Source organism: Microbulbifer salipaludis (genome assembly GCF_017303155.1).
GTDB classification, from domain to species: Bacteria; Pseudomonadota; Gammaproteobacteria; order Pseudomonadales; family Cellvibrionaceae; genus Microbulbifer; species Microbulbifer salipaludis.
The window spans coordinates 260074-281069 of the sequence record NZ_JAEKJR010000003.1 but is presented as its reverse complement, the minus strand read 5'-3'; the positions used below and the strand labels follow the sequence as shown (position 1 = coordinate 281069).

The following is a 20996-nucleotide window of genomic DNA, read 5'->3' as shown; positions in this document are numbered from 1 at the left end:
CCGCCGCTACGTGAGCCGCACGGCCGGTCAGCTAGGGTCGAGTCTGGAACCGGATGGTGCGCGCGTTAAATATCGCTCATGCCCCCGGTTTCCACTTCGTAAATTTCCTTGAGCAGTTCGCGCCACTGGCGGTACTGGTTTTCCACGGAGCCAGACAGCGTTACGGTGCGATCTTCCAGCTCAACGATACGCGGCTCTACCTCGGCTTCCATCGAGTCACCGAGTTCCTGCAGTGCCTCGATGTGCATTTTGGCTTCGGAGCGGCGATCGAACCCGCTTTTTACCAGGTAGCCACCACCGGCCACGGCCACGTTGCCAGCCTGGCGCGCCGCGCCGCCACCGGCACCGGCTGCCGCAATACCACCCACAATGGCGGCGACGCCCATGATGGTGTTATTGCGCGCCTTGCGTTTCAGTTCACGCATCTGCTTGACCTCTTCATAACTCATGGCGCGCCACTCCTGATAGGGCGTCTCCATGCTTTTTACAAAGGTGTCGTAGTAACCTTGCAGCGTATCGACAAACAGATAGTCGCGCTCGCGGACCCGCCGAACACGCATCAACATCGGGTCGTTGTCTGCCGGTAATGCGGTGAGCTGGTAGAGACCCTCGTCGTCCTGCACCAGGTAGCGATCGAACGCACCGGGCGAAAAGCTTTGTGCAAATTTGATTTCAGAAATCGTGCGCAGCTCGGCGATGTATTCACTCGACAGGCGCTGGCGGTAGGTCAGCATGTCGTTGGATATACGGTTGTAGATACCCTGAAATGCGTCACCCTCGGTCGGGTGCTTGCGGTCGTAGGCATAGTGGGAGGCGTGCTCGGTGTATTGTTTGGTGAACCACACCTGACCGCGGGAATCCGTCACGGTGACGTCTACCGTCAGGGTTTCACCGTCGGATTTCACGATGGTACCGGCGACGGTCACATCGATATTGGTGCGCTCGCTGGGAATAACACGCACCGCGCCCCAGCCCTGACTCGACTGCAGCGCATCGGCAAGCGTGACGGCAATATAGCGGGATTCGGCGCGGCGCAATTCCGGGAACACCAGCTCGTCTTCTTCTGGCTCCTCTTCCTGATCAAGCCCGGCATTGAATTGCACAATGCCGACATCCAGCAGGCGATTTTCGGCGATGGCCGCATCTTCAACCGTGAGCGGCGTGTAGGCGGTGGTGCGGACCTCGGTGGTGGTGCAGCCCACCAATGTCAGCAGGCTCATGACCAGCGTGCACAGGGTCGTGCGTGTGTGCGAGAAAAACATGTCACTACTCTCCCTGATGAATGTTCATCTTCATTTCTGTGATTTTTTATATTTCCGATACTCTTCCCAGAGTCGTTCCTTCAATTCCGGATCGGCTTCGCGCATGGCGGCCTCGCGAATCTGGCGGGCGACCACATCGTCATCGTCACCGCTGGGGATGTCTGCGGGTACCACCGCCGCGGTGTTGGTGTGGTTGTATTCACCTGTGCGGCCCTTGGTGGGCAGTCCCGGTCCTGTGGCCTGTCCGCTGGAATTGTTCTGCTCCGGTCCGCTGCCACCTTCGCCACCGCCGGAAGGCGGTGGGGCGGGCAGTTCGGCCTCGGCAGACTGAATCAGGTCTTCCAGGGACTCACCGGGCGGCACCTCGTCCTCTGCCGCCTCCTGTTCTTCCGCCGAGGCGGGGCGGTTGCGCACGTAATCCCGCTCGCGCAGGATCATGCCGTCGTAGCTGGCCATCGTGGATTCAAACTGCCCTTCGAGCTCTGCTACCCGTTCCGCGGAGCTGGCCGGGGCCTCATTCGGTGCCGGGTTGCCACCGCTGGCCGGACTACCGGTACTGGAAGCGCTGGCGGGTGCGCCGCCATCGCCGGCTTGTCCGCTGGCAGATGCGCTGGCTTGCCCGCCACCCTGGGCGCCGGAAGGGGAACTGCTGGATGCGCTACTTGGGGCACCACTGCTGGATGCACTGGCGGGGGCGCTGCTGCTGGACGAGGCACTGCTGGATGACGCGCTGTTACTGGAGGCACTGGAAGAGCTGGACGAGGCGCTACTCGCCGTCTGCTGTTCTTCGGAGAAATCGATTTCGTCCGGTGGCTCGCCCTCGCTGTTGGAGGAGGGGTCTGGCGGCATGCGGGTTTCCTGCGGGCGCTCATCGGACTCGCTGTACACTGGCGTCGATGGGTTCCTGCTGGCCATGGGGTCTTCCGCGCTGCTGCTGGGCTCGCGCGAGCGGCGATCGGATTCCTCGCCGGTATCCGAGGCGGTGCTGGATTGTTCGCTCGAGCGGTCCGCGGACTCAATGCTGGGGAAGGAGGTATTCGGCTGCGCGGGGCTGCTGGCGGTCGACATGCTCGGGCTGCGGCTGCTGCTCGGTGAGCTGGGCGATGGCATGCTGCTGGCCGTGGACGGGCTCGATTGCGACTTGCTCGAAGACGAGCTGGACGACTGCGACTGCGATTGCGATTGCGACTGTGAAGCACTGGACTGTGACTTCTGCTGAGGCTGCGCCGGCGGTTGCTGTTGTGTCTGCTGGTTTTTGCAGCCGCTTATTACCGCGGACAATACCACCACCGACGCCAGCGATTGCCAGCGCCATCCAGTGGCGTCATTGTTTGTCTTGCCAGTTTTTTGTGTAAACCGCTGAGCGATCGTCCGTAATGCCATGAGCTATCTCCTGATGCGTTCACGGGCCGCCGCGAAATCGCGGCGGCCCGTCTTGCTCCTTGTCTGTTCGACAGTTTTCCTTCAGCGGGGTTTTCCTGGCAGAAAAGATTTGCTGCCAGTTTTTCCCAATGCTGAAATCAAACCTACTTCGCTACATCAGTCGAACACAGTGTGTTGTTTCCTTAATTTTTCAATCGAATACGAATCGTTGCACGATACCGGTAGTGGCTACTGGCTCACCATTTTCAAACCGGGGCCGGAACTTGGCCCGTTTGAGCACATTGCGTACCCGCGAACGGATGCTCACTTTATCTTCCGGCCTGGCACTTAAAATCTGGATATTGCGCGCCTTGCCGAACGCCGTCACATCGTAAGAAACCGTGACATAGGAATTGGCCAGTGCCTCACGATCTTCGTCCAGCAACGGCAGAGTGGGTAGCGCCGCCGGACGACCGAAGATTTCGTCGATTTCTTCATTGGTAGCGCCGTTATCCCACAGCGCCTGATAGGCCTGGCCATAGGTTTCGCGCGCGGAATGCCATTTGTTGAAGATCATGTACCAGTCACCCAGCTCCACTTTGGCCTTTGCCGATGCCGCCGGTGGCGAAGACGGGTTCTTCTGATACACATCCATGATTTTGGTGATCGCGGTTTTGCCGGAGCTGAAGCTGTTCATTCGATAGTGGTCGAGCTGCGCCCGACGCTCTGGCGTCCCGTTGCCACTACCGGCAAAACCCGCATTGATGACAATGGCCTCCTGGGGTTCACCGGTGTAAGTGGCTAGGTAATAATTTGTCGCCTTGAGGCCACGCAATGCCTCGACCATACGCAAGTCATTGGCGCCATAGTTTTGCGAAATAATATCGACCGCCAGGGCGTAGAGGTTGGTAGCGTTGATCAAGTGCTCAAACAGCGTCGCCCCTTTTTCATCGATATAGGCCTGCAGGTGCCAGTTACTCAACTGGTTGATGATCGGCAGCATGCGCGGATCTTTCTCACCATAATTTTTGGCATGCAACCAGAAAAGATATTCGTGGTTGTCGTTGGCCTCTTCCCATTGATTGAGGGCGATATGGCTCTCGATCATTCGTTCGATCATCGGTACCTGGTTGAGGGAGTAGAGCCCTTCATTCACCCGATTGATCAGCATGGCGCGGCGAAATTCGGCAACTGCCTCTTCGTGGTTCCCGCTGCGCTGCAGCGCGCTGGCGAGGCCCATCAATTGTTCGTCGATACCGGCACCGTATGCGCCGTGCTCGGCTTCCATGTCTTCAATGCGCCGGCGGTAATCCTCGGCCGCTTTCGAGGGGCGAAGCTTACGCTTCGGTTTTTCCAGCGGTTTGGATGCCGCTTCTATATAAGCTGCGGGAGGAGCCTTGGCGTTGTCGAGGGCCGAGTCTACGGCGGAGATTTCTTCCGCCGTAACAGAGCCACACAGCAGAGCTGAGGCTGTAAACATCAAGCCGATAGCAATTGCGTTGCTGGTATCTGTCTGTGTCACGGTTGAACCACTTCCATTGCATGTTGTTCCTGACCCGTCGACAGCCGTTTGCGGGCTGGGCTGACGAGCTCGAAATCCGTGCGACGCGATGATCGTCCGGTGCGCACTTACGTGTGTGCGCTGACCCCGGTTGCACGGAACCTCTCTCCCTGACGTGTGGTTCGTTCACTTTCCTGCCGGTTACCCGGTGTGCTGTCGTTTGTCGACACTGGACTCTGGTGGCGCGGGGATTTTTTGGCCGTAAATTGGCACTGCTTTCCCTTGCAATTGGCGTTCACCGTCCATGTAGTTTCAGTATAGCCAACGAATTTTCGCCCCCTGCTTCCACAGGTGTGCTGCGGCGCCACTGTTCTGGACGACTCTTCCGGTGGTCGGTCACGCGGCCTTCAGTGTGCACCTGCCTGGTGCCAGTCCATGGGTCTTAGCGTGACCTGTGCGGGGGTTCAATGAGTCTGGCAGCCGGGGAAAAGATGGGTGGGAATTCTCAGAAAACCCGGTGCCAATAATTTGCCGCGCAATGGAAATTGTGACGGCGCTACACTCGCGCGGCACGGCAAGCACGCTAGCTTGTGGGGTGGGGCGCCCCGCTATCCGGCGAGAGCGCACTGTGCGACTGTGAGTCCCGTACCAGTCGCTGATTTTCACGTGAGAGAAAGGATTGTCCTATTGAGGGTTGGTTTTTTCCTCTTGTGTTGCGCGATACCCATACCCTTTGGTCGCAATATTTGGAATAAGCGCGGTGTGGGGCCATAATCCGCAGGTTTGACGAATTGTGTACTTTCTAGTGGGAGCGCTTTGTGAACATAACAATACAACCTGAAGCCATCGTCAGCCTGCGGGGATTTGAAATGCCGGAGCGTCTTGGCTTCGGCACGGTCATGGCCCCGGTGATGTTCCGGGCCCGCTACCAGGACGGGCGCTGGAGCGATGGCGAGCTGATCCCCTATGGTCCTCTGTCGCTGGATCCTGCGGCAAAGGTGCTGCATTACGCCCAGTCCTGCTTTGAGGGGCTCAAGGCCTATCGCTATGGCGATGGTGTGGGGCTTTTCCGTCCCGAGCGCAATGCGGCACGTATGGCGCACTCGGCCCGTCGCTTATGTATGCCGCCGGTGCCGGAATCCCTGTTCATGGATGCGGCGCGCACGGTGGCGTCCCACTGCGCCACGCTGATCCCGGGCAATAGCGGTGAATCGCTGTATCTCCGCCCTTTCCTGATGGGCACCCAGCCGGATCTTTCGGTCACCGCCAGCAAAGCCTACGAGTTTTACGTCATTGCGAGCCCCTCCGAGGCTTACCATGCCGGGAACATGCGCCTGTGGGTGGAACGTGAAGACAGCCGCGCGGCGGTGGGCGGCACCGGCGATGCGAAGGTTGGCGGAAACTACGCGGCTTCCTTGCTGAGCATCGCCGGGCTCAAGGAGCGTGGGTACGACCAGTCCCTGTGGCTCAACCCGGGGAACCGCCACACCGTTGACGAGCTTTCAGGCATGAATTTCTTTGCAGTGATGGATGGCGCTCTGCACACGCCGGCCCTGAATGGCTCCATCCTGGAGGGGGTCACCCGGGATTCCATGCTTGCTCTGGCGCGGGAGCAGGGGCTTGAAGTGCATGAGCGGGAGATTGATATCGATGATCTGTTGGCACTGGTGGCCTCAGGTACTTGCAGTGAAGCCTTTGCCTGTGGCACCGCGGCCATTGTCAGCCCGATCAGCGAACTGGGTGATGGTGACCAGCGCTATCGCCTGCAGCAGGCGCCCGGCCCCGTTGCCGAGCTATTGCGCCGCTCGCTGCTGGATATTCAGGAAGGCCGGGCCGAAGACCGCTTTGGCTGGATGCAAAAGGTGCCGGTAGCCAGCTACTGACATCTCAGGGTTCCATCGGATATTTTTGATGTCGCTTTTTTTCACGGCAAAGTGGCGATAAATGCCGGCTTTGGCGGTTCGAGTGTATTGGTAGCACTCCTGTACAGGCGGTTGTTTCCAGTGGAAACAGCCGCTTTTTTATTTCTACTTTTCCGCAGGCTTGCGTTGACTTGAATGACCGAGGTGTTACAAATCTACTGTGCGCTGTAAGTTATCCCCGTCTCTGCACTATCAGGCAGTCACATGGGCTTGCAGCGCTGGCGCCCGCGCTGTGTGCGGGTAAAGCGCGGCCGAACCAAAGGCGTGCGTTAACAATAAAAAAACTGGAACTTTTGGGAAAAGCCTTTGGCGGTATCCCTCACTTTGACAAGTAGTATCCAGATCAATTTGAGACACAGGGGTCGAATTTCGGCTGTGACTCCTTAAAAAAGGCTCTCCCCCGCAGCCACAAGCTGCGAGGTTCCTCGCAAGTGAGGAGAACGGGAATGCTGAATCATCTCTATGGCCTGATGGTACAACCGCGCAGGCAGTGGCAGGAAATTGCTGGACTGTCTGAGAAAGGGCTCAACCGTCAGATTCCTTATGTCATTATTTTGGCGTTAGTGCCCGCGTTGTGCTGGTATTTTGGCACCACGGAAATCGGCTGGAATATTGGCAGCAACGGTCAGGTGCGGACGCTGACCAGTAATAGTGCCCTGTCCCTGGTGGCGGTGTTCTATGTCACCATGATCCTTGCGGTGGTCGCCGTGGGTTACTTTATTCACTGGATGGCGAAAACCTACGGTGCCAAGTCCAACCCCATGAAGGGCATGGTGATTGCCGGGTTCACGGCGACCCCCATCTTCATTGCCGGTGCTGCCGGTCTCTACCCTATCCTCTGGCTGGATATCCTGCTGGCAACCCTGGCGGTGGCTTATGCGGTGTACCTGCTGTATGTGGGTATTCCCATTGTGCTCAACGTCAATGAGGAGCGTGGTTTCCTGTTTGCCAGCGCGGTGGTTACAGCGTGCCTGGTTATGGCAGTGGTAGTGATGGTCGGCACTGTGCTGTTCTGGAGCTTTGTTGCCGCACCGGTGTTCCAGCACTGATGTGATTTCGGTGTAACCCAGAGCGCTAGAAAACGGGCGCACCCGGAAGCAATTCCGGGTGCGCCCTTTTTTTTGGAGAGGCATGAGCATGCGCTGCCCACCGGCACGGAGTGGGAGAGGGCTCAGGGGTGGTGACGGACGGGTATTGCACCAGTCGGTCATCTATCGACTGGTTAAAACGAGACAAAGGTCCTGTTTTACCGTTGCCGCGTTTCGGGGCATTGGATAGTATCCGGGCAACGGCAGTCGACAGGCGCTGCGCTTCCTAGTTGGTACAGTCGTACCAGTTAGAACCTGATTGGCAAACATGGTCATGGTTTTCCAGCCATATCGCTGTTTGTCATTGACTGCATGTACGACGGGTGCAACACCGCCCGGTGGAGGGGGAGAGCCTCCCTGAAGAATAAATACGGCATTGTTGCCATAAAAAAGGAAAGCGGGAGATTCCATGAAAACACCAGTCAAGTTTGGTGCTGTATTACTGGCAGCGTTGGTCGCAGCCTGTTCACAGGACAGTACACCGGGTGATACCCGTCATACGCCTGCCGAGTCGACCGCGGCGGCCGATTTCCAGAAGCAGCTGCTCAAACAGCTGATTACCGCGCAACCGGGCGACGTGATCGAGATTCCGGAAGGGCGCTACGAGTTGAACCGCAGTCTTTCTTTGAATGTCGACGGGGTCACGATCCGCGGCGCGGGCATGGACAAAACCATCCTGTCCTTCAAAAACCAGATTCAGGGGGCGGAAGGGCTGCTGGTAAACGCCAGCGATTTCACCATTGAGGATCTCGCGCTGGAAGACACAATCGGTGATGCCCTCAAGGTCAATGAAGGCAAGAACATCATTATTCGGGATATCCGCGTGGAGTGGACCAATGGCCCGTCCACCGAGAACGGCGCTTATGGAATTTACCCGGTACAGACAGAAAACACGCTGGTAGAAGGCACTGTTGCCATCGGTGCGTCTGATGCGGGTATCTACGTCGGCCAGTCGCGCAATGTGATTGTGCGCAACAACCGTGCGGAATTTAATGTGGCGGGAATCGAGATTGAAAATACGATCGGTGCCGATGTTTACGACAATGTAGCCACCAATAATACCGGCGGTATCCTGGTATTTAATATGCCCAACCTGCCGCAACCGGGCCACAGTACCCGTGTGTATAACAACAAGGTATACAAGAATAATACCGAAAATTTTGGCCACGAAGGCACCCCTGTCGCGGCCGTGCCGGCGGGCTCTGGTGTGGTGATCAATTCCAATGATTTTGTTGAGATCTTTAACAACGAGATATCAGATAACGACACCGCCAACATTATTGTCAGCAGTTATTTTTCGGCCGGCTACTACAGCGATAAATCCACCCAGGAAAATTTTGACCCGTACCCGGAAGGTATTTACATCTACGACAACACCTTTACCGGTGGTGGCACGTCCCCGGATCACCTGGAGCTGAAAGCGCTGAAAGTGGCCAAGTTCGGCCTCACCGGCCGCCTGCCCGACGTTTTGTGGGATGGGGCCGTCGACAGCCAGAAAATGGTTGATGGTGCACTGCCGCCGACGCTCAAGCTATGCATCGAGAATGAAGGTGTCGGCATCATCAATATCGATGTGCAGAACGACTTCAAGAATATCTCTACGGACATTGCGGCCCACAACTGTAGCCTGAAGAAATTGCCGCAAGTCGTTCTTGAGTTTGATTCCGAACAGGAAGAAGACAAGGCGCAGCACGCGGAGAATGAGGTGGCCGATGCGTAAATTATGCTCGCTCCGCTGGTTAGGGAGCGCGGCGCTGGCGTTGTCGCTGTTGGGGTGCGGCGCCCCTCGCGAGCCGGTTGCACTGCACGAACGCAATGCGGTACCCGACAACCTGAGCCAATGGCATCTGGTCAATGTGACAAACGGTACCCTTGCACTCAACGAGCGCGTGATACCGTATGATCTGAATACCGCTTTGTTTACGGATTACGCCCACAAGCTGCGCACCGTATGGATGCCGGAAGGGACCAGTGCCGGTTATGGCGATGCGCATTTCGATTATCCGGTCGGGACCATCATCAGCAAGACATTTTATTATCCGTTGGCTGAAGATGGCTCGGTGTTACGGACCGATGACTATTCCCGTGACTTCGCCGAGAACGGCCTTGACCTGAGTAACGTCAAACTGATCGAAACCCGCATCCTGGTAAAGCGCACGGATGGCTGGCAGGCGCTGCCCTATGTTTGGAATGAAGCCCAGACTGATGCCGTGCTTGAAATCGCGGGCGAAGCCATGTCACTGCAGTTGGTGAACAAGGCTGGCAACCGGGAGGCATTTACCTATGTTGTGCCGGATGCTAATCAATGCGCCGGTTGTCACGCGGACAACCACACGCAGAAAGCGGTTCGCCCTATCGGCCCGCGGGCCCGCCACCTGAACAAGCACTATGAATATGCTGCGGGCAGCGAAAACCAGCTGGTGTACTGGCAACAGATGGGATACCTGAGCAACCTGCCCGATCTTGCGCAGGTGCCGCGCAATGTGAATTACCGGGACACCAGCGCGACGCTGGACGAGCGGGCGCGCTCCTACCTGGATATTAACTGCGGCCACTGCCATAACCCCAGTGGTCCAGCGGATACATCCGGGCTGATGCTGTACAGCGCAGAACATGACATGCGCAAGCTTGGCGTGTGCAAGCCGCCGGTGGCCGCGGGCACCGGTTCCGGTGATCGGCTGTTTGCGATTGTTCCGGGAAGCCCGGAGGACTCCATCCTTAATTTTCGAGTGGAATCCACCGACCCGGGCGCGATGATGCCCGAGCTGGGGCGCAGCCTGGTGCACGAAGAAGGGGCGGCGTTGCTCGACGCATGGATTGCCTCAATGCCCGGCAACTGCAGCTGACACTGGCGTGGCGGCAACCGCTGGTTGTCGCCGGCCCGCCAGGTTACTTAATTGCAGGAACTCGGGGTAGAGCGGATCCAGCAGCATACCGGTTTCCACTTCCTGCCTGCGCTCGTAGTCCTCAAGGAGTGCCACGTAGGTGCGGAAGCGTGCGTTGATTTTGCGCACATAGTCGTAGGGTTCCTGGCCTCGCGCATAGCCGTAGCGGGCTTTCTCGTAATATTTCTTCTCGGACAGCAACAACATGGCATTCTCCACGTTGTTAAACCACACCCGGCGATCCCAACCTTTTTGCTCTGCCAGATCCTGCGCGTCGTAAACGTGCCCAAGTCCGGCATTGTAGGAGGCCAGGGTAAACCACATCATATTTTCCGGGCTGATGCCCTTGTCTTCAAATTTCCGATGTAGCCATTCCAGGTACTTGATGCCGGCGCGCACGCTGGTTTCAGGGTCGAACAGGTTTTTCTCACCGATCTGCTTACCGGTATCGGGCATGACCTGCATGAGCCCTCGGGCACCCACCCAGGACTTTGCCTTGGGATTGAAGGTGCTCTCCTGAAACATCTGTGCAACGACCAGGCGCCAGTCGAAATCGTATTTGTCCGCGTATTTTTTGACATATTTGTCGAACGGGGAGATGGTGCCGTTCTCGTTGACTTCGTTAATTTCGGGGCGGGTCCTTTTGGGCGCATCAAAGTATTTTGTATAGAGCACCGCCATTTTCTTCTGGGTGCTTTTCTTATCGAAGAACGCGTTTACGGCTTCCTGTAGTTTCGGATTGCCTTCCCGTATCAGCCACACGTACACATTATCGTCTTCGTGCAGGTCGATCAGCTCCTTGATATTCTTGCGCCAGCTGTGCTCAAGCTTTACGGAAACATCGTCGGCAATGGTCAGGTCATAATCGTTATCGGCAACCTTGTCGATAATCTGCTGAATGTTCAATTCCTCCGGTGCCAGTTCAATTTTTACATCCGGCACTTGCTGCTTGACCTTGAGCGCGACGTCGTAGTGATTGCTCGATTTACGCACATGCAGGGTTCTGCCGGCGAGGTCATCAAGGCTGTCGATCTTGTCGTTTTCCTCTCCCACCACGACCACTTTTTCTTTCATGTAGGGACGGCCAAAATCGACGCCCTGATCGTCTCGGCGCTGGGTGGCTGATAGCAGGCTGGCGGCGATGTCGGCTTTGCCTTCGACGACGTAGGTGAGTAAATCCGCATGGGTAGGGGCAACAACGATCTCGAGGCGGACGTCGAGGTCTTTGGCGAAGCTCTCCGCCAGTTCAAATTCATACCCGAGAATCCGCCCCTTCCACATGTAGTAAGTACCGGGATGGTTACGGGTAACCACGCGCACGTACCCGCGTTTTTTGATCTCATCTAGGTCGCCCACCGAGCGGTCGGATGTGCGCGTGAGCTTGTGGTCCCTGACGAACTTGTTAATGGCTTCGACCAGTTCGGGAGAGTTCTTGCGTACCCCCCAGGCCATCTGGCGCTCACCGGGGAACACGTAGTTTTCCTGCAGGTTGTCCTTGAACTGGTCGACCAGGTCAAACACCTGCCGCTCCACCACGGTGTAGTCCAGATCACTCTCTGCAACGTCGATCACCAGCTCGACGTAATTTTTTTCCGTCACTTTGAGCTTTAAGCCAGGATGCTTTTTGGCAAATTCCCGCGCTGCTGTTTCGTAGGCGGTGCCCTTGGTGACAGCCAGGGTCTTACCACTCAGGTCGGAATCATCGGTCACCGGTTCTGCATCTTTTTCCGACACCAGAATAAGTTCGGTGTTGGCGGTGGGGATAGAAAAGTCGACTTGCTGCTTGCGCTCTTCGGTCATTACCAGGTTATTGGCGATGATGTCGCCTTTGCCCGCCTCGAGCAGGGGCAGCAGCTGGTCGAAGTTTTCGGCGTAAAGTACTACTGGTTCCAGACCCATCTGGCGAGCCATACGCTTGGCCGCATCGATCTCAATATCTTGTTGGGTGGCAGCGCGGTGGAGGGAGTCGGTGTTGGAGATGTCAACGAGGATGCGCAGCTTGCCGTGTTCGCGCAAGGCGCTCAGGTCGCCGGTGTCGACATAGTTGTCGTAGGCGTTAATTGGAAATTCACCGGTAGTTTCTGGCGCCCATGCCGCTTCCGGTCTCACGTCATCTTTGCCGGCCATGCGCATGGCCTTTTCTTGATCCGCCGCGTTGTTTTCGTCGGCGTCGGGTGTGGTCGGTGGCGCATCGCTGCCGGCCGGGCTCTGCTCCTCGATGGTTTCGGCGGCACCTTGCGCCGGCGTCTCTTTTCCGGATTGTGCATCAACATCCCGCTGGCAGGCGGAAAGGCAGAGCAGCAGCGGTAGCAGGCAACAGAGAATGCCGCGAACAGAAGGCAGGTTCATGGTGTGTCTTTACATCATCCAATACATTCCCTGAAAGTCTAGCTGAATGGTGGCGGTTGGTTGTGAGCCGGGTGTGAGCCGCGCGCCACCATACTGGCGTGCTCGCCGTTAGGAAGGGGGAAACACCGGTTACCGCACCGGAGCCGGCGGGCAGCGGTGCGGCATGTTTAGCTGACGGTAAAGCGCATGAACTGGCCGTTTGCGGTATCACAGGGCTGGTCGCTTTCGGGCGTGTCTGCAGTGGGGGGGATCAATCCTTTGATCATCATGGCCACAGTACGCTCCAGCAGCGGTGAGTCGATGGCGGTCGCACCACTCAGTATCTGGAATTCCAGGTTGAGGATGGTGCCGTGGGCAATCTGTGCGGCGGCGACAGGATCGGCGAGGCGCAGCAGCTCGAAGAACTCGATGATCATGTTCTCCGTGGCCTGATTAGCCATGCGCACGGCGCGTGTGAGCTGGTGATTGCGTAGGGCTTCGTTTTTGAAGGCCAGCTCTATGACGCGGTGGTCGCGATTACTGGCCTGCGAGCGGATGTGAGACAGTACAAAACGGCTCAGTTGCTGAATCAGCTGGCGACGGCCGGCGGGCGCGGCAAGTTGTTCCGGGGTGAGTTCCCGTGCGACAGAAAAACTTTCTTCCTGCAATGCTCGGGTATGATCGATGTTCTGTTCCACGAAGTAAGTAAAGGCATCGCTAATCAGATCGTCGAGGTGTTTGAAATAATAGGTGGTTGCGGCGAGGGGAACGTCCGCCTCTTTGGCCACCGCGCGATGACGGATCCCGCGGATCCCTTCTTTGACAATGATGCGCAGGGTCGCTTCGAGAATGGCTTTGCGGCGCTGACGGCTGTCTGCACGTTGGGCTTTGCGCCCGTTATAAACCAGTTCAGACTTTCCTTTGTCTAAAGCCATGGCAACATGAATTCCTTTGCGTTAGTAGGCGAAAAGCTATCGGGATCAGGTAACGCATAATCCAGAAATAAATAGCGTGGTAAAAACATGTGGTGCTTTTGTTGGCCCACAATCGGCCTGCCTCAGAAAATCTATTGTGTTATTGGTTGGCAAACAGTTTAACGAATGTCGCAGCCTCGCTTCCATGAATAGCGATGACCGCAAAGCCAATCTGAGACGGCCGCGCTATTTTAGCGATGTGAGACCCTTTGGCTACTTATTAATTTGAGATTGTGAAAAAAATCCCATTACATTCTCTTACAGGGAATTTAATTCGAAGGATGCTTCGGTAAATTGCGGAATTGGTATGAATATACGAGAAAAATTGGTCTGAATTGTCAGTGTGTTTGGTCAGGTTTTTTTGCTTGGGGGCTTGTGGGCAGCGTCAACGGTGAGCGCGCGAAAAGTGGCTGAGCCCGGACGGGATCATGTGCGAATGGGGGAGCGTGGCAAGAGGGGCGCGCGAAAGAGCATTGAATCGTTTCACGCGCCCCGCCGGGTGATCACCCACGAATATAAAAGTGATCACCAAAAACGAATGGCGTCGGCGCTACTGAATTTTTCCGGTAGTGCGCACGCGCTTGCTGCCGCGTACGATGTCCGCCCCGAGTTTTTGGCGGCGCTCGATGCTTGCATCGATGGCGTTTTTCCCGGCGATCAACAAACCGGCAACCAGAAACGCACCCGGCGGCAATACGGCGACGAGGAATCCAGAGTAATCCGCCCCGAGCACCGGCAGTGTCCAATTGGCGGCTGCCGGGCCCAGCAGCAGATCCATGTCACTGAACAGTGTGCCGCGCCCGATAATTTCCCGCACGGCACCGATTACGATCAGCACCGCGCTGAATCCCAAACCCATCATCAGTCCATCCACCACAGAAGGCAGTACCGGATTTTTACTGGCAAAGGCATCGGCGCGGCCGAGAATGGCGCAGTTGGTGACAATCAGTGGAATAAAAATCCCCAGTACCAGGTAGAGCTCGTAGGTAAACGCCTTCATAAGCAGCTCTGCGCAGGTCACGAAGGTGGCAATAATCATCACCGATGCCGGCAGTCGCACGGTTTCGGGCATCTGCCGCCGCACCAGGGACACGGCGAGATTGGAGCAGACCAGCACCGCGGTAGTGGCAAGGCCCAGGCCGATGGCATTGACCACCGAACCGGTCACCGCCAGCAGCGGACACAGGCCCAGCAGTTGTACCAGCGCGGGGTTGTTGTTCCACAAACCATTGCGGGTAATTTCTGAGTATTCCGGGGTGGCCATCAGTTTTTGTCCCCTTGCTGCTTGGTATCGTCCGTCGCAGACGGCTCGACCTCAACTGCACGTTGTGACACCGGTGCACTGAATATTTCCTGTCGATGTTCGGCGACGAAGTCCAGTACCGTGCGCACCTGCTTTACCACCGCGCGCGGCGTGATGGTTGCCCCCGTGAACTGGTCGAAGGCACCGCCGTCTTTCTGCACTTTCCACATGTCCCGGCCGGGATCGTCCAAGGAAGTGCCGTCAAATGAGCGTATCCAGTCGCTTTTCTTTACTTCTACTTTATCGCCGAGGCCGGGTGTCTCCGCGTGGTTGGTCACCCGCACACCGGCAATGGTGCCATCCCGGTTGACGCCCACCAGCATCTCAATGGGGCCCGAGTAGCCGTCTGGCGCCACGGTAGGAATGATGACCGCATCGATGTTGCCGTCGCCCTGCCGGGCCAGGTTGATGTTGCCGCCCTGCTTCAGTCCGAGCATGGCCCAGTACTGTTTGGGGATGGGATAGGTGTCCACCAGCAGGTCATTGCTGTGGCGCTCGATCGGTACGATTTCCAGCAGCGCCTTGGCAGCCGCTGCGCGTATAGCCCGCTCGATGGGCTCGCGCGTGGTGATCTGGGTGATCGCCAGCGTGCCGGCGGTCACCAGGGCGAACAGGGCAAGGATGACGGCATTGCTGCCGATAGAGCGCCTCAGCATCACTGTTCCTCCAGGTCGGTTGCCTTGCGCGGGGCCTTGTGGCCGTAGGTGCGGGGCAGGGTGTAGTTATCGATAAATGGCGCCGCGAAGTTCATCAGCAGGACCGCAAAGGCGACGGCATCCGGGTAGGCGCCCCAGGCGCGGATAACGAACACCAGCAGCCCGACACCGGCACCAAAAATCAGGCGGCCCTTGTTGCTGGTACAGCCGCTCACCGGATCGGTGATGATAAAGAAGGCCCCGAGCATGGTCGCGCCGGAGAACAGGTGCAGCAGCGGGGAGCCTTCGCTAAGGGAACTGCCACCGTCATAAAACACCACAGACAGGGCGGCCAGGGTGGCGAGCATGGCCACCGGCGCGTGCCAGGTGATCAGGCGTCGAAACAGCAGGAACAGGCCACCGAGCAGGAAGCCGATGTTGGCCATTTCCCAGCCGACGCCGGCGATGGTGCCCTGGCTGAATACGGGCTCCATCTCGTACAGGTGGGCGAGCACGGTGGACTGGTTGTGGCGCACGATTTCCAGCGGGGTGGCACGGGTAAAGCCATCCACGTTCATATTGCCGAAGATCAGGGCAAAGGTTTCATCCAGCCCCGGAGCGCCTTGGATCAACTCGGCAGCCCCAGCCCAGCGGGTCATTTCCACCGGGAAACTGATCAGCAGAACCACATAGCCCACCATGGCCGGATTGAACGGGTTGTAGCCGATGCCGCCGTACAGCTGCTTGGCCAGCAGAATGGCGCTCACGCTGCCAATCACCGGAATCCACCACGGGCAGTAGGGGGGCAGGGCGATACCCAGCAGCAACGCGGTAACCAGCGCGCTGTAATCCTTCAGATAAAAGGCCACCGGGCGGCCGCGCAGTTTCAGCACCGCCGCCTCGGTGCCGAGCGCCGCGGCAATACACAGGGCGATATTGATCAGTACGCCGGGGCCGAAGTACACCACCAGCGCCAGCACTCCGGGGATGGTGGCGGCGGCGACCTGCAGCATCACCCTGGAGGTACTCTGGCCAGAGTGGGCATGGGGGGAAGTGACTCGCATCAGGGACATGGCTTACTCCTCAATTCCCGCTGCCGTTGTGACCCTGCTGGGCCTGCTTTTCCTGCAGCTTGCCCTGCATTTTTTCCAGCGCCGTTGCAAAGGCGCTGGTGTTCGGGTCGTCCTCGCTGCGGGCCTTGGCCAGCCGCGCCTCCGCTTTTTGCACCCGTTTTTGCAGGGCCTCGATCTCTTGGGCCAGCTTTTCCTGCGGGCTCATGGTGGCGCGGGCGGCGGCCGCGGCTTTGGCTTTTTCGATGGCCGCATTCGCGGCGGAGGAGGACGCGCTGGCGACGGTGAGCTTGTCTTCGGTGATGGACGGCTCGGGCTGGTCGGCCTGCGGGCTTGCCTGTGCCGGTGCCGCCGCTGCCAGCTTTTGCACTTCCGCCAGCTTGTCGCGGGCTTCTTTCAGCTTCAGTTCGGCGGTTTTCAGCTGGGCCTCCAGCTGCGGCTTGTGGGATTCCTCGGCCGCATCAAGCTTGCCCTGCATACGCTCTACACGGTGTTCGGCACTGGTCAGGGTGCGTTGGGCACGGGCAAGCTGCTGGTCCGGGCTGGCCTGTTTGGCCTTGACCCGCGCCAGTGCCGCCGCCACCACATCGGATTCCTGCTTGGCCGCCTGCGCGTCCGGGCTGGAGGCCTGTTGCTCGCGCTGCCTGCGCGCCTCTTCGGCGGCTTTCTTCCGGGCGAGCCGCTTGGCTTCTTTCTCCTGCTCGGCTTTTTCCAGCCGCAGTTTGCGGTACTCGAAGCGCTCGCGCGCACGGTCGGCTTTTTCTTTTTCCAGGCGCGCTTCGCGAATATCGCCCTTGGCGGCGCGGTAATACTGCACCAGCGGAATACTGGACGGGCACACATAGGAGCAGGCGCCGCACTCGATGCAGTCAAACAGGTTGTACGCCTGTAGCTTGTCGCGGTCTTCCGCGCGCGCATACCAGTAGAGCTGCTGGGGCAGCAGGCTGGCCGGACAAGCCTCCGCGCAGAGTCCACAGCGGATACAGGCCTGGGCGGGCGGCGGTGGCGGGAGTTCTTTGTCGGTGGGCGCGAGGATACAGTTGGTGGTTTTGACCACCGGCGCGGACTCGTCCTCGATGGTGTAGCCCATCATTGGTCCACCGATCACGATGCGCTGCAGTCGCTTGCGGTCTACCCCGTGGTTTTCCAGGATATGGCGGATGGGCGTGCCCAGCGGCACTTCAATATTGCGCTGGCGGTCGAGGGACTCGCCCACCACGGTGGTTACGCGGCTGATGAGCGGCTCGCCGAGGGTGACGGCCCGGAACACCGCCCGCGCCGTGCCCACGTTCTGGCAGACCACGCCGACGTTGGCCGGCAGTCCCTCGTTTGGCACCTCGCGCCCGGTGAGAATCTCGATCAGTTGCTTCTCGCCGCCGGAGGGGTACTTGGTGGGAAAGGTGACCACGTGGAAGCGGGTGCCTTCTGCGGCCTGCTGCATGGCCTTGATCGCTTCGGGCTTGTTGTCTTCGATGCCGATCAGTACCCGTTCCGGCTGCTCCAGCAGGTGTGCGAGCACTTCCACACCGCCGATGATCTCGTCGGCGTACTCACGCATCAGCATGTCGTCGGCGGTGATGTAGGGCTCGCACTCGGTGCCGTTGATGATCAGGGTGTCGATGGTCGCACCGCCGCGGGGGTTGAGTTTGACCGCCGTGGGAAAGCCCGCGCCGCCCATACCGGCGATACCGCAGTCGCGGATTTTCTCCAGCACCGTATCGATGCTCTGACCGGTGTAGTCGTTCAGGGGGGAGAGCGCGCACCATGCGTCGCGGCCGTCGGTACGGATCTGGATGCAGTCCGCCGCCATCCCGGAGGGGTGGGGCACCGGCATTGGCTCGATGGCTACCACGGTGCCGGAGGAAGGTGCGTGTACCGGGCAGCTGATCGGTCCGTCCGCTTCGGCAATTTTCTGGCCCTTGAGTACCTGATCCCCCAGTTTGACCAGCGGGATGGCAGTTTCGCCAATATGCTGGTTGAGCGGGACGATCAGGTCCTCCGCCAGCGGGACGGTGCCGATGGGTTCACCGGTGGACTGGTGCTTGTTCTCCGGCGGATGGACACCGCCGTGGAAATCGTTGACCTTGAGCTCCCGGGACAGATCCCGTGCCTTTTCGCTGGCGATCAGGTGGGCTTCACGGGCGGCGCGGCGCTCGCTGGCGCTCTGTCTGTGGTCTACCTGGCTCATGCTGCACTCCGGTCGTCATCGTGCAGGTCCGGTCTGTCACTGGCAATCAATTGGATTCCGTCTTTGGGTTTGTTCGGGTGCCATTGCTGCAGGCTAGTTTCCAGTGGAATCATATCGATGCAGTCCACGGGGCAGGGCTCCACACACAGGTCGCAGCCGGTGCACTCGTCCACAATCACCGTGTGCATCTGCTTGGCGGCGCCGACAATGGCGTCTACCGGGCAGGCCTGAATGCATTTGGTACAGCCGATACATTCCGGCTCGCGGATAAACGCCACTTTTTTGACGTCTTCCACCCCGTGCTCCGCGTCCAGCGGCGTCGGCTCCACATCCAGCAGATTGGCCAGCTCGTTGATGGTGGCCTGGCCTCCCGGCGGACACTTGTTGATTGCCTCGCCGTTGGCAATGGCCTCGGCGTAAGGCCGGCAGCCGGGATGGCCGCACTGGCCGCACTGGGTTTGCGGCAACAGCGAATCGATCTGGTCCACAATCGGGTCGCCCTCCACCCGGAAGCGCACCGCGGCAAAACCCAGCAGGGCGCCGAATACCAGGGCCATGCCACCGAGAATCAGCAGGGGCGTGGATATTTCAGACAGCCATTCCATCATCGCCTCCTTATACCAACCCGCTGAAGCCCATAAAGGCCAGTGACATTAACCCGGCGGTCATCATGCCAATGGCTGCGCCCTTGAAGGGTTTGGGTACATCGGCCACCGCGAGGCGCTCGCGCATCGCGGAAAACAGGATCAGCACCAGCGAGAAGCCCACCGCGGCGCCGAAGCCATACAGGGTGGACTGCACAAAATTGTTGGCTTTCAGGGTGTTCTGCAGTGCCACACCAAGTACCGCACAGTTGGTGGTAATCAGTGGTAGAAAGACACCCAGCACCCGGTGCAGCAGCGGGCTGGTTTTTTCGATGAACATGCGTGCGAATTGCACCACTACCGCGATCACCAGAATGAAGGAAATAGTGCGCAGGTACTCCATCCCGAAGGGTTCGAGTAAGTAGGTATTCACCAGGTAGGAGCAAATGGCCGCCAGGGTCAGCACAAAGGTGGTGGCGCCCGCCATGCCAATGGCGGTCTCGAGCTTGTTGGAAACCCCCATGAACGGGCACAGGCCAAGGAACTGCACCAGCACATAATTGTTCACCAGGATGGTAGAAAGCAGGATGACGGTAAATTCGGTCATAGAGATTCCGTTCTGCCCACTGCGCCGGGCCGCGTTTAGCGCAAGTGTTTCGCGCAGATGGAGTCGCGGGGCGCGACTGTGGTAGTACAAAAAGTAGACTATCCGTCGGCAGGCGATTTTTGCGGGTGACACACGACCTGGCCGACACTGGAGGTCGCATGCACAGCGCTGGCGCAAAGTTTGCAGCGGACAGATTGCAATGGATAGCCATGCAGGTTGCGACTTCAGGTCCCCGGGCCTGCGTCACAGGCCAGCAAGTGCCGCCTGATCCGGGGGCGGTATTATGGGCGAGAGGGTATAGGCGTTCAACTTGCCTTAACTGCCCGGCGGGGGCAACGGCGGGTTTTGATCGCCGGCCATAAGCGGGCGCGCACCGTGATGGGCGGTTTTTGATGGAGCGGCAGCGCTGCGACGGCTGTTATAAGCGCGGAGATAAGCGCGGAGAATGCCTTTATAATGGATGATTGCCGCGCCAAGTGGCGCCGGGCTGCGGCAAGCGCGCTGACCAACAAACGGGCTGCCCAACATGACCAACAAAGAGGTGCGTCGCGGCCTGCGCCGAACCGGGTGATAGCGGGTGTCATACGTTCGTAGCATAGACATGGCAACCGGCAGCGTTTATATCAGGCGGGCCCATTGCAGACCTTCCCACACCAATTCATGCGAATTCAGGCAAACCACGTGAACATGCAGGCGTATCTACAAGACTCCCCGATTATTGACTGGCAGCATCCGGAGATCCTGGCCGCGGCTGCCGAGCTCAAATGTCGCTCCGGCGCAAAATTCGGTACCGTGCGCAATAGTTTCGAGTTTGTTCGCGACGAGATTCGCCACAGTGGTGACTTTGATTTGCACCCGGTCACCTGCCGCGCCTCGGAAGTGCTCGCCGCGGGCACCGGTGTGTGTTTTGCCAAAAGCCACCTGCTGGCGGCGCTGCTGCGTGCCAACGACATCCCCGCGGGCTTCTGTTATCAGCGGCTGCGGCTGGACGAAGCGCACAACCGCTACGGCCTGCATGGTCTCAACGCCGTTCACCTGGATGCCTACGGCTGGATTCGCATCGATGCCCGCGGCAACAAGCCGGGCATTACCACCGAATTTATTCCGCCCCAGGAGCGTCTCGCCTACACTCCGTCGGCTGAGGGTGAACGGCACCTTCCAGACCTTTATGCGGCGCCGTTGCCGCAGGTCATTGCGCTGTTGCAGGGCAGCGACAGCTGCCGCACGGTACTGGAAAACCTGCCGGACGTTTAAAATTCATCGTCACAGGATTACCCTAGGTCGCTC

The 20996-nt window shown here is 58.6% G+C and carries 17 protein-coding genes; 6 read left to right on the top strand and 11 right to left on the bottom strand.

What is annotated here, in order from left to right:
* Positions 1 to 65: 65 nt before the first annotated feature.
* On the bottom strand, positions 66 to 1262 hold the full coding sequence (locus JF535_RS16450; RefSeq protein ID WP_207004218.1) for a hypothetical protein: 1197 nt from the start codon (positions 1260 to 1262) through the stop codon (positions 66 to 68).
* Between the two features lie 30 nt (positions 1263 to 1292).
* On the bottom strand, positions 1293 to 1718 hold the full coding sequence (locus JF535_RS16445) for a hypothetical protein (protein WP_207004217.1): 426 nt from the start codon (positions 1716 to 1718) through the stop codon (positions 1293 to 1295).
* A gap of 1 nt (position 1719) precedes the next feature.
* Here JF535_RS16445 and JF535_RS16440 point away from each other — a divergent pair, with 1 nt between their 5' ends.
* A complete protein-coding gene (locus JF535_RS16440) occupies positions 1720 to 2481 on the top strand; it encodes a hypothetical protein (protein ID WP_207004216.1) in 762 nt (253 codons plus the stop codon).
* Positions 2482 to 2835: 354 nt separating this feature from the next.
* On the opposite strand, the gene JF535_RS16435 is transcribed toward JF535_RS16440, so the two are convergent.
* Positions 2836 to 4146: a hypothetical protein gene (locus tag JF535_RS16435; protein ID WP_207004215.1), complete on the bottom strand. Its 1311-nt coding sequence runs from the start codon at positions 4144 to 4146 to the stop codon at positions 2836 to 2838.
* Positions 4147 to 4943: 797 nt separating this feature from the next.
* Between JF535_RS16435 and JF535_RS16430 the strand changes: the two genes are divergently transcribed.
* From JF535_RS16430 to JF535_RS16415, 4 genes are all read left to right on the top strand, one after another.
* A complete protein-coding gene (locus JF535_RS16430; RefSeq protein ID WP_207004214.1) occupies positions 4944 to 6008 on the top strand; it encodes a branched-chain amino acid aminotransferase in 1065 nt (354 codons plus the stop codon).
* Positions 6009 to 6493: 485 nt separating this feature from the next.
* Positions 6494 to 7096, top strand: a complete 603-nt coding sequence (locus JF535_RS16425) for a Yip1 family protein (protein WP_207004213.1) — start codon at positions 6494 to 6496, stop codon at positions 7094 to 7096.
* Between the two features lie 448 nt (positions 7097 to 7544).
* The gene (locus tag JF535_RS16420; RefSeq protein ID WP_207004212.1) at positions 7545 to 8855 is read left to right on the top strand and encodes a parallel beta-helix domain-containing protein; all 1311 of its coding nucleotides are present in this window, start codon (positions 7545 to 7547) and stop codon (positions 8853 to 8855) included.
* Positions 8848 to 9981, top strand: a complete 1134-nt coding sequence (locus JF535_RS16415) for an SO2930 family diheme c-type cytochrome (protein ID WP_207004211.1) — start codon at positions 8848 to 8850, stop codon at positions 9979 to 9981. Before JF535_RS16420 ends, JF535_RS16415 begins: the two co-directional genes overlap by 8 nt.
* Here the strand turns inward: JF535_RS16415 and JF535_RS16410 are convergent.
* The 8 genes from JF535_RS16410 to rsxA form a co-directional block, all read right to left on the bottom strand.
* Complete coding sequence (locus JF535_RS16410; RefSeq protein ID WP_207004210.1) at positions 9958 to 12369, bottom strand: MltF family protein; 2412 nt, start codon at positions 12367 to 12369, stop codon at positions 9958 to 9960. The genes JF535_RS16415 and JF535_RS16410 overlap by 24 nt on opposite strands.
* 167 nt (positions 12370 to 12536) lie before the next feature.
* Positions 12537 to 13283, bottom strand: a complete 747-nt coding sequence (locus tag JF535_RS16405) for a TetR/AcrR family transcriptional regulator (protein ID WP_207004208.1) — start codon at positions 13281 to 13283, stop codon at positions 12537 to 12539.
* A 589-nt stretch (positions 13284 to 13872) separates the two neighbouring features.
* Complete coding sequence (locus JF535_RS16400) at positions 13873 to 14586, bottom strand: electron transport complex subunit E (RefSeq protein ID WP_207004207.1); 714 nt, start codon at positions 14584 to 14586, stop codon at positions 13873 to 13875.
* A complete protein-coding gene (rsxG, locus tag JF535_RS16395) occupies positions 14586 to 15281 on the bottom strand; it encodes an electron transport complex subunit RsxG (protein ID WP_207004206.1) in 696 nt (231 codons plus the stop codon). Before rsxG ends, JF535_RS16400 begins: the two co-directional genes overlap by 1 nt.
* Positions 15281 to 16333, bottom strand: coding sequence for an electron transport complex subunit RsxD (gene rsxD / locus JF535_RS16390; protein ID WP_207004205.1), 1053 nt, complete (start codon positions 16331 to 16333; stop codon positions 15281 to 15283). The genes rsxG and rsxD overlap by 1 nt, the downstream gene beginning before the upstream one ends.
* 10 nt (positions 16334 to 16343) lie before the next feature.
* Positions 16344 to 18518, bottom strand: a complete 2175-nt coding sequence (rsxC, locus tag JF535_RS16385) for an electron transport complex subunit RsxC (protein ID WP_207004204.1) — start codon at positions 18516 to 18518, stop codon at positions 16344 to 16346.
* Positions 18515 to 19126 carry an electron transport complex subunit RsxB gene (gene rsxB / locus JF535_RS16380; protein WP_207004203.1) on the bottom strand — a complete coding sequence of 204 codons (612 nt, stop codon included), beginning with the start codon at positions 19124 to 19126 and terminating at the stop codon, positions 18515 to 18517. Before rsxB ends, rsxC begins: the two co-directional genes overlap by 4 nt.
* A 7-nt stretch (positions 19127 to 19133) precedes the next feature.
* On the bottom strand, positions 19134 to 19709 hold the full coding sequence (rsxA, locus tag JF535_RS16375) for an electron transport complex subunit RsxA (RefSeq protein WP_010132630.1): 576 nt from the start codon (positions 19707 to 19709) through the stop codon (positions 19134 to 19136).
* A gap of 660 nt (positions 19710 to 20369) precedes the next feature.
* On the opposite strand from rsxA, the gene JF535_RS16370 reads away from it, so the two are divergent.
* Positions 20370 to 20963: a transglutaminase-like domain-containing protein gene (locus JF535_RS16370; protein WP_242524064.1), complete on the top strand. Its 594-nt coding sequence runs from the start codon at positions 20370 to 20372 to the stop codon at positions 20961 to 20963.
* Positions 20964 to 20996 lie beyond the last annotated feature (33 nt).